General features: G+C 39.1%; 3 protein-coding genes. 2 read left to right on the plus strand and 1 reads right to left on the minus strand.

The genetic code is table 11. The features are described from left to right. Positions 1-1317, plus strand: a 1317-nt coding sequence (locus tag A5875_RS01730) for a sensor histidine kinase (RefSeq protein ID WP_176244592.1), incomplete at its 5' end; no start/stop codon positions are given. Continuing rightward, positions 1307-2356 (plus strand): hypothetical protein, encoded by a 1050-nt coding sequence (locus A5875_RS01735; protein WP_088932018.1) that lies wholly within the window; start codon positions 1307-1309, stop codon positions 2354-2356. The genes A5875_RS01730 and A5875_RS01735, both read left to right, overlap by 11 nt. An 8-nt stretch (positions 2357-2364) precedes the next feature. On the opposite strand, the gene A5875_RS23955 is transcribed toward A5875_RS01735, so the two are convergent. Then, on the minus strand, positions 2365-2545 hold a 181-nt coding region (locus A5875_RS23955; protein WP_217809337.1), incomplete at its 5' end, for a hypothetical protein.

Raw genomic sequence — 2545 nt, forward strand, 5'->3', positions numbered from 1 at the left:
TGTATCATCGTGCAGAGTGTATATGTCTTTCGAAATTTTTATCGGCATGAAGAGACTACTTATATAGAAGATATTCAGAAGGATATTCATGGAGCGCTAAAAAAAGATCACTGGAAAACGGAATTGGATAAGCTGGTTGAGGATAAGGCGGTTGAAGTTATATTGCGGGATGAGGCGGGCAATCGTTTGTATTCAACGATAAATCTCGCTGAGGATGCCCCGATCAAAGGAGTCGTTAATGACAATGCAAAATTTTTAGAATCCTTTGAGCAGACGAAAATCGGAGCGCAAAGAGCTTCTCTTTGGTATGTCATTTATCAGGTTCCTTTTGTAAATGTTGTGCAGAATTTTATTTTTAAATTTAATATTTTGATACTGGCGATTTATATTGCGCTGGTATTGATTATTATTTGGCTGCAGCGAAAACTTTTGACCCCGTTGTATCAAATTTCAAATTCTTTGGATCGAGCGGAGCGAAATGAGCTTGATGAAAAATCCTTTAACGATGTTAAGGATCAGCTGAATGAGCGCTTAACGAATTTTTTCTTGAAGCAGAAGCATACTTTGAATATGGTCTATGGCAAGAATACTGATCTTGAGATTGAGCTTGCTTTGGAACGGGAGCATTTAGAAAATACGATCAATCTTTCGAAGGCTATGGTCCACGATTTAAAGGGGCCGTTGCATAATCAGCTACTGGAGAGTGAAATGAAGCTGATGCACGCAGGGCAAGGGGAAAGAAGTGAGTTTCTAGCAAATGAGGTTGAGACCTATAATCAGCTGTTATTGGAAATCAATGATATCTTGCATCTTTTGCGAGAAAATATGAATCAGTTCGATGCTGGTGTCGAACGCTTCGATCTAGTTGATTTGGTTCGGACTTCTCAGCTTTATCAAATGAATGAACTGAAGCATAAAAAGCTGAGCTTCTTTTTCGATGGACCGGAGCAGGCCATGGTTTATCAAAATAAAGTTGCGATGCGTCTTTTGCTGCATAATATTAGTTCCAATATGGTTCATTACGCAGTAGAAAATTCTGAATTGGAAATTTCTCTTGATCTAGTAGGAGATCAGGTACATCTGGTTTTCAAGAATGCTGCCAAAGAGCATCATCTGCAAAATATTTTGGAAAGCAATAAATCTCCATTTTTTGTTCCGAAAGAAACTCAGGATTATGCATACAGCAGCGGAAATGGTGTGTACTTGATCAAAGATCTAGCGAAATTTTTACATGGAACCTGTGAATATCAGATAGAAGATAGTTATGTGGTGACACGCTTGATTATACCAAACGAGGTACAAAAGAATGAAAAATAGCAGCTGGCTTGTTTGTATATTATTGTTTTTACTGGCTGTTCCGAATAGGGCTTTTGCAACGGAGCAAGACGAGACGGCGCTTGGTTCAGGGACCTATTTTCCGACGATGACGATCACTGATCAAGGGCAGCAGATCGAACTTCCGCTGAAGGTTACGATCACTTCTGAAAGTAGTCGGATACTTCCAAAAAAACAAGTGGGGATTGATGGTCGTGATTTTGAATACGACAAAAAAGTGAATTTGAAAGGTTTGGATGAGCAGCAGCTGGCTAAGATGGGGGAGATTCATTTTTGGTCTTTGACGGATGGGAAAACTTTAGCTGTCGATGAGATCATGGTTGAAACGCTGGATAATGTTGAGAGTCGAATCATCTTTTATAATTTCGAAAAAAATGTGACAAAAACAATCCATGCCTTCAAAAGCGGAGATGAGATCCATGGGAATAAAAAATATTCCCATGTCAAACTGCAAAAGTATGAGAATCTAACGGGTGACGGCAATGAACGACCATGGAGAATTGAGTATCGGACCATGTTGACGTATATTATCCTTTTCTTGACGATCAGCCCCATTTTTCTGGTGATCGCCTTGATAATTTTCGTGTATTTACAAACCGAGCAGCTGGACAAAATTGCACGAAAAAAGAAAATCAAGAATCACTTTTTGTGGTTGCTGCTGCCTGCGCTGTTTACTTTTGGCATTGAGGCTTCAGCCAATGATTATGAGCTGCAAGAGGTTTGTTTGACGCAGGAAAAAGCTGCTGCCTTAGCTGAGGAAGGGGGATTGGAAGAATTTTTAGTCGAAAAATCTGGTATCCAGCATCAAATCACTCATACGGCAACGATAAAAATGGATATAAAACAAATGACCGATCGATTAAATCAACCGCGTGAGCAAATGGTTCGGGTCTATCAGTCAAGAAGTCTAAAGGTGGGGGACCATGAGAATACGATCATTCCTGTGATCGCTCTTTATTCAGTCGTGATCGTCTTGCCATTGACATACTTCTTTAATCAACGCCTTAAAAACACTCAATAGAGTTGCTGTTAAATGGAGAAATAGCTGGAAGGCGTTTTAGGGTTAAAATGAAAACTATTTCCAGTATCCGCATAGTTGGTGCTATGCGGATTTTTTTGTTTTTTTTCGAAAAATAAAGTAACAAAGGTAATGGAAGAAAATAATAATAAGCCGGATTGATTTTCCTCATAATATCCTTGAGATGTAAAG

Source organism: Enterococcus sp. 3H8_DIV0648 (assembly GCF_002140655.1).
Classification (GTDB): Bacteria; Bacillota; Bacilli; order Lactobacillales; family Enterococcaceae; genus Enterococcus_A; species Enterococcus_A hulanensis.